Raw genomic sequence first — 6508 nt, 5'->3', positions numbered from 1 at the left:
CCAAGGATTATCTCTTGAATTAAATAATTTTGCTGATTAATTTAAGATCAAATAAATTGTACGTTTTTTGATTTATGACGGAAGTCTATTAATCTATTTATAATTAATAAGCCTCTTTAAAAGAGGCTTATTCTATTCAGTTTTTATTAGATATTGACTACTTTGACGATAATCGTTTGAGTATCTTCCTGCTCTTCGGCCAGATGCAAACGTTTAAGCTCTTTGCTTTTTACTTTGAACTGTAAGTTCTGATAAGAAATTGTGCTTGGTATCTGATCAAAATATTGACCATCAGCGTCAATTTCTTCCTGAAATAATGGTGTACCCAATTGATAGTCAAGACTTTTTAAGACTACATATTTTACTGTGGTTTTCATTCCAACACCCTACTTTCACTAAGCACTTTATTTTTATTTTTACCACTGTTCCGCCTGAGAAGAAACCTCTATTTTTGAAAATAGCCCAAGCTTTAACCATTCAGATTTTGCGATCAGATCAACATGAAATTACACTAATCTATGAAAAAAATTTTAACTTTCATAAAAATATAAATATACTTGGAGTTGATCGACAGAAAAAATCTGTCTAAATTGATCTAAAATCACTCCCACAAAGAAAATATAGAGACTATGATAAAAACCTGTTGCGGCTTACTCGAAGAGAAAAACATAAAAATTGCCTTTATCGAAAGCGCAAGTTCTGGATATCTCAGTAGCCAGTTCTCCATTTGTAAAGGAGAAGGTGCCGAAATTCTGATTGGTGGTTTGATCTGTTACGATGTAAGTGTCAAGACTTCAGTATTGGGCATTTCCAAGAATCTGATCAATAGTCATACTGCGGAATCTATGCCGGTAACAGTTGCTCTGGCGGAAGCAGGTAAAAAAATGTTCCGTGATGCTGACTGGATTATCGCCTGTACAGGGTTACTTAAACCAGGTGGTAGCGCGACACCAGAGAAACCGGAAGGAACATTTTTTGTGGCCATTAATGACGGCACGCAAATCCATCAGTTCCAGTATTATCTCAAAGGCTCGCCACTTGAACGCCTCAACAAACTGTCAGCTGTGGTTGCACATGACATGATCAATCTGTTGAATAACAGCTAAGCTTTCAAAGTTACTGTATAGCCTGAATAAGCTTCATTATTTCTACCGTATTTTAAGATAGATTGGCATGATCAAATGCCAATCTATTTTTTTGAGGGTGGAATGACCATGAATATTAAAACTGCACTGCTCCTGCTCCCTCTGAGCTTGCCCACTCTGGCTTTCGCTACCGTAGGCGGTCCACAAAATATTGAAGTTCTAGGCTATGAAGTCAAAGAACAGAAGCTTTATATCATGCGTCATTATCTTGATGGTCGTGGACGCTTACCTCAACTATATTATTATAATTTTAAATCCCAAAAACCAAATCAGCTGGTTCAGGTCAATTCCTTATATATCAATCCTAAAACCAAGCGCATCGATTATGATCAAGACAGTCGCAAGTTTGATCAAGACATTGCCAAAATCAAAAAACGTTTAGTTCCATTAAATCCGGTTCAAAAATCAAAGCCACAGCTTAAGGTGTTAAAGACAACGAAAGGTAGCGCGCCTGCCTGGCATGATCCTCAGGAAAAAGTGCCAAAATGGACCTATCAATATCAAGTAAAATCCAGCTTACAAAAAAGTCCGGTTCAGCAAGCAGTCAGTTATCAGCAAGGCTTGAAAATTAGCCAGGCCTATAAAGTCCCGCGACAGAATAAGACCCTAGTAGTAGTAAAGTATCTGGGTATTCCTTTTGAAACAGGTTATAGCATTGAAGATCCGGCACTGTTAAGCCGATAACAGAATTCACTAAAAAAATAAGGTCTCAATTGAGACCTTATTTTTATTCTAGGACATTTACGGATCAAGCCGCTGTAGAACGCTCAGCGATTGGCACTACTTTACGTAGTTCTGGTCCGGTATAGTCTGCGCTTGGACGGATAATACGGTTGTCTGCACGCTGTTCCATCACATGCGCTGCCCAGCCTGTCACACGTGACATAACAAAGATCGGGGTAAACAGCTTGGTTGGAATGCCCATGAAATGATAAGCCGAAGCATGAAAGAAATCCGCATTACAGAATAATTTCTTCTCACGCCACATGACTTCTTCACAGCGCACTGACACCGGATACAGTACCGTGTCACCGACATCTTTGGCTAAACGTTCAGACCAGACTTTAATAATGCCATTACGCGGATCATTGTCCTTATAGATCGCATGACCGAAGCCCATGATTTTTTCTTTACGTTCCAGCATGCCCAGCATTTCACGTTCAGCTTCTTCAGGCGACTTCCAGTTTTCGATCATGTCCATCGCAGCTTCGTTGGCACCGCCATGTAGAGGGCCACGCAAGGAACCAATTGCGCCTGTAATACAGGAATGCATATCTGACAGCGTTGATGCACACACACGAGCGGTAAAGGTTGAAGCGTTGAACTCATGTTCTGCATACAGAATCAACGATACATTCATCACCTGTTCATGTAATTCCTTTGGCTTTTCGCCATGCAGTAAATGCAGGAACTGTGCACCGATTGAATCATCATCGGTATTTTCTTCAATACGCACACCGTCATGACTATAACGATACCAGTAACAAATGATTGCCGGTAAAGTTGCTAAAATACGGTCTGCAATATCCTGTTGCTGCTCAAAAGACTGCTCAGTTTCAAGATTGCCCAGCATGGAAACGCCAGTACGCATCACATCCATTGGATGCGAATCCGCAGGAATACGCTCAAGGACTTCTTTTAATGCCTGAGGTAAAGTGCGCAAGGATTTCAGTTTGGCTTTGTAGGCAGCCAATTGCTCTGCTGTCGGCAATTCTCCAAAGAAAATCAGGTAGGCGACTTCTTCAAACTGGCAATGTTCAGCCAGATCCTGTACGTCATAACCGCGATAGGTCAGGCCTGCGCCACTTTTGCCTACTGTTGAAAGTGAGGTTTTACCTGCCACTTGTCCGCGCAATCCTGCGCCAGTGAGTACTTTTCCTTCAGCCATTTTTTTAATTCTCCTGTTTAAACAGTTTATCTAATGTGTCTTCGAAGCTGTGATAATCTAAAAATTCGTAGAGTTCTTTTCGTTGTTGCATAATATCCAGCACATTTACCTGAGTACCATGTTCGCGTACTGAACGCATCACTTCAAGTGCGGCTTTTTGCATGGCACGTGTTGCTGACAATGGATACAGCACCATGCCAATGCCCTGCTCCGCCAGTTCATCAACCGTATAATAGGGTGTATCACCAAATTCGGTAATATTTGCCAAGACTGGAACACCGACCGCATCACACACTGTACGGTACATGGTGATATCGGTCATCGCTTCAGCAAAGATCGCATCTGCGCCCGCTTCAACACAGGCAGAAGCACGGTCAATCACGGCTTGCAGGCCTTCTTTTTGCAGCGCATCGGTACGCGCCATTACCACAAAGTTTGAATCGGTTTTCGCATCTACAGCCGCTTTGATACGATCGACCATTTCCTGCTGCGATACGATTTCTTTATTTGGACGATGGCCACAACGCTTCTGTGCCACCTGATCTTCAATATGAACCGCAGCGGCTCCTGCAGCAATCATCTGTTTGATTGTGCGGGCAATATTTAATGCACCGCCCCAACCGGTATCGATATCGACCAGTAAAGGTGTATCCACACGCTCAGTGATCCGGCGTACATCTTCAAGAACATTATCCAGGCTAGTCATGCCCAGATCAGGCAAACCATAAGAATAATTCGCGACACCCGCACCTGATAAATAAATGGCTTTATAACCGACCTGTTTGGCCATCATGGCAGCATAGGCATTTACTGTGCCCATAATTTGCAATGGTTTCTCGACTTCAAGCGCTTGTCTAAATCTTAAACCTGCAGACATTTGTTCTGTCATCTTCCTTTTCCACAGTCTTGGCTATAATTATTGAAATTCGAGTATACTCATTTGGCTTGCTCATTCCATAACCCGATAGAACAAATACTCTAAAACTTTAGTCAAATTTTTAAGTTTTGCTTTACCTAATCAGCAAATAGCGCACTTATCCGGCGCAATTATGAAATATGTGCATATATTTGCTATGATGGCGTTTCAATCTCTATTGACATGTTGATGTATTATCTCCTATGCAAGACCTCGCCCTAGAACCGCTCGCCAAAGATCTGCCACAGACCAAACGTGGTCATGAGCGTTGTATTGCGCTGCTGATCAGTGCAACCGAGCTATTTCTGGAACGGGGTTATGATGCTGTGTCTCTGGATGATATCGTCCAGCATGCCGGTGGCTCTAAAGCCTCTATTTATAAGTACTTTGGCAATAAAGAAGGCTTATTTAAAGCCATTTGCGATTATCGTCGTATCAAGTTTTTTGAAGATATCAGTATTCCGATCGAACTGATGGCACTGGATTTTCGTAGTTATTTAGTACACACGTTGCTCAATTTTTATCACCAGATCATGCAACCTGAAAACTCGGCCTTTATGCGTCTGGTGCTGGAACAGAGTCAGCGCAATCCAGAACTTGCTCAACATATTCATGAGCGAGGCCCGGTGCATGTGCAAAGTGCCATTGCCACGGCTTTAGAACAGGCAGATGCGCAAGGTTTATTGCATTGCGAGAATCCGCAATATTCGGCGCAGCTGTATTTTGGTATTTTGCGCAATCTGGAATGGCGTATTCTGATGGGAATTCCGGTACAGGAAGATGATCAGGAAATCGACAAATACATCAGTTATTGTGTGGATCGCTTTTTAGACGGTCATCAAAAAGTCTAGTTTTTTTGCATTTTTCATTGCTTATAGTATATTAGCCGATTCCGTATTTTTTCTTAAACTAACCAACAACTGATTGTTGATCGAGTTTTTCGGCAATTATTGTGGAGTAACGAATGGCTCTCCGTCACTTTCTCACCTTACGCGATTTATCAACTTTAGAACTTAACCAGATTTTGCAACGCGCAATTGAGCTTAAGCGCAAACAGCATAACAATGAAGTGTTCCAACCATTTGTTGGTAAAGTGATGGGCATGATTTTTGAAAAATCGAGTACCCGTACGCGTGTTTCGTTTGAAGCTGGCATGAGCCAATTTGGTGGTAGCGCGATTTTCCTGTCTTCACGCGATACCCAGTTAGGTCGTGGTGAACCGATTGAAGATTCTGCACGTGTGATTTCAAGCATGCTGGATATCGTGATGATCCGTACTTTCGGTCATGATATCGTGGAGCGTTTTGCATCTTATTCAAAAGTTCCTGTGATTAATGCTTTAACAGATGATCACCACCCTTGCCAGTTACTTGCTGATATGCAGACCTATGTAGAGCAACGTGGCTCAATTGAAGGGAAAACTGTGGCCTGGATCGGTGATGGCAACAATATGTGTAACTCTTATATTGAAGCTGCACATATGTGGGGCTTTAATCTGAAAATTGCAGCGCCAAAAGGCTATGAGCCACAAGAAAAATTCCTGTCTGAATTTGCGCATTGCGTGGAACTGGTTCCTTCTGCTGAAGATGCAGCGGTGAATGCTGACCTGATCGTGACTGATGTTTGGGCAAGCATGGGGCAGGAAGAAGAGCAGAAGATCCGTGAAAAAGCCTTTGCAGATTATCAGGTGAATGAACGCCTGATGGATCTTGCACATCCGGATTGCTTGTTTATGCACTGCTTGCCTGCGCATCGTGGCGAAGAGATTTCAGAAAATCTGCTTGACCATAAAAATGCTGTAGTTTGGGATGAAGCAGAAAATCGCTTGCACGCGCAAAAAGCCTTGGTTGAATTCCTGATTAATGAAAATCTGAAAAAAGACTAATTTTTTAAGATGAATCTTCACAAATTAAGCACCAATCTCTGGTGCTTTTTTTGTCTCAGCTCTTATAATCATTGTGAAATGGAATAAAAAGTGATTTTATACAATGCAAAAAAAATATTGGGCTTTGGCACTCTTGACTGGTTTTAGCAGTGCTGTCTTACCGGTGCATGCTTCTGAATTTGACCAATATCTTCAAGAAAAAAATATTATTGACAGCAAATTTAAAATTCAGAAAAAAGCCGAACTGAATGAATTACTCGCAGTGCTCAGTGCAGAAGATTCCAGAACTTTACCGTTGCAGATTGATCAAAATACGATTATTGAACAATTACAGTTAAGTGCCAATAAAACCACACTGAAAGGCATGATCATCACGCCCGATTTTAGCCAGTTTGAAAAAGAACTAGGGCGCAAAGAAGTGATGAAAGTCATTCGCAATAATCTGCTCAATAATTGTGAAATTTTCTTTGAACATCGCTATCAAATTGCGAACCCATACAAGGTTGAACTCAGCCTGAACTCGCAGACACAAACCTATAAAACTGATATTTCCCAGAAAGATTGTAAATTAAAATAATCTAACTAACCTGAGTTCGATATAAAAAAGAGTAGAAAAAAAGCCCTGAATTTATAACATATTGGTTCTCAAGACAAAATGTTATAAAACAAGGCTT

General features: G+C 41.3%; 8 protein-coding genes. 5 read left to right on the top strand and 3 right to left on the bottom strand.

Annotation, left to right across the window (positions count from 1 at the left end; genetic code table 11):
- Positions 1-146 precede the first annotated feature (146 nt).
- Positions 147-377 (bottom strand): hypothetical protein, encoded by a 231-nt coding sequence (locus NI469_RS15305; protein WP_004280185.1) that lies wholly within the window; start codon positions 375-377, stop codon positions 147-149.
- Positions 378-629: 252 nt separating this feature from the next.
- On the opposite strand from NI469_RS15305, the gene NI469_RS15300 reads away from it, so the two are divergent.
- Together NI469_RS15300 and NI469_RS15295 are read left to right on the top strand one after the other, a co-directional pair.
- Positions 630-1106: a CinA family protein gene (locus NI469_RS15300; RefSeq protein WP_004280184.1), complete on the top strand. Its 477-nt coding sequence runs from the start codon at positions 630-632 to the stop codon at positions 1104-1106.
- Positions 1107-1208: 102 nt separating this feature from the next.
- A complete protein-coding gene (locus tag NI469_RS15295) occupies positions 1209-1829 on the top strand; it encodes an aminotransferase (RefSeq protein WP_253175640.1) in 621 nt (206 codons plus the stop codon).
- 64 nt (positions 1830-1893) lie between these two features.
- On the opposite strand, the gene prpC is transcribed toward NI469_RS15295, so the two are convergent.
- Both prpC and prpB read right to left on the bottom strand, forming a co-directional pair.
- Complete coding sequence (prpC, locus tag NI469_RS15290) at positions 1894-3033, bottom strand: bifunctional 2-methylcitrate synthase/citrate synthase (protein WP_253175639.1); 1140 nt, start codon at positions 3031-3033, stop codon at positions 1894-1896.
- A 4-nt stretch (positions 3034-3037) separates the two neighbouring features.
- A complete protein-coding gene (gene prpB / locus NI469_RS15285; protein WP_004280180.1) occupies positions 3038-3922 on the bottom strand; it encodes a methylisocitrate lyase in 885 nt (294 codons plus the stop codon).
- A 230-nt stretch (positions 3923-4152) separates the two neighbouring features.
- Between prpB and NI469_RS15280 the strand changes: the two genes are divergently transcribed.
- From NI469_RS15280 to NI469_RS15270, 3 genes are all read left to right on the top strand, one after another.
- Positions 4153-4800, top strand: a complete 648-nt coding sequence (locus NI469_RS15280) for a TetR/AcrR family transcriptional regulator (protein WP_004646788.1) — start codon at positions 4153-4155, stop codon at positions 4798-4800.
- A 113-nt stretch (positions 4801-4913) separates the two neighbouring features.
- A complete protein-coding gene (gene argF / locus NI469_RS15275; RefSeq protein WP_004280178.1) occupies positions 4914-5834 on the top strand; it encodes an ornithine carbamoyltransferase in 921 nt (306 codons plus the stop codon).
- Positions 5835-5937: 103 nt separating this feature from the next.
- The gene (locus NI469_RS15270; RefSeq protein ID WP_253175638.1) at positions 5938-6411 is read left to right on the top strand and encodes a hypothetical protein; all 474 of its coding nucleotides are present in this window, start codon (positions 5938-5940) and stop codon (positions 6409-6411) included.
- Positions 6412-6508: the final 97 nt, after the last annotated feature.

Origin of the sequence: Acinetobacter lwoffii, assembly GCF_024129735.1 — a bacterium.
GTDB lineage: Bacteria > Pseudomonadota > Gammaproteobacteria > Pseudomonadales > Moraxellaceae > Acinetobacter > Acinetobacter lwoffii_H.
The sequence above is the reverse complement of the archived record's forward strand: the minus strand, read 5'-3'. Positions and strand labels throughout refer to the sequence as shown.

Excerpts from the sequence above, each read along its gene's own strand:
- NI469_RS15305 (WP_004280185.1), bottom strand. The coding sequence starts at position 377 with ATGAAAACCACAGTAAAATATGTAGTCTTAAAAAGTCTTGACTATCAA.
- NI469_RS15300 (WP_004280184.1), top strand. The coding sequence starts at position 630 with ATGATAAAAACCTGTTGCGGCTTACTCGAAGAGAAAAACATAAAAATT.
- NI469_RS15295 (WP_253175640.1), top strand. The coding sequence starts at position 1,209 with ATGACCATGAATATTAAAACTGCACTGCTCCTGCTCCCTCTGAGCTTG.
- prpC (WP_253175639.1), bottom strand. The coding sequence starts at position 3,033 with ATGGCTGAAGGAAAAGTACTCACTGGCGCAGGATTGCGCGGACAAGTG.
- prpB (WP_004280180.1), bottom strand. The coding sequence starts at position 3,922 with ATGACAGAACAAATGTCTGCAGGTTTAAGATTTAGACAAGCGCTTGAA.
- NI469_RS15280 (WP_004646788.1), top strand. The coding sequence starts at position 4,153 with ATGCAAGACCTCGCCCTAGAACCGCTCGCCAAAGATCTGCCACAGACC.
- argF (WP_004280178.1), top strand. The coding sequence starts at position 4,914 with ATGGCTCTCCGTCACTTTCTCACCTTACGCGATTTATCAACTTTAGAA.
- NI469_RS15270 (WP_253175638.1), top strand. The coding sequence starts at position 5,938 with ATGCAAAAAAAATATTGGGCTTTGGCACTCTTGACTGGTTTTAGCAGT.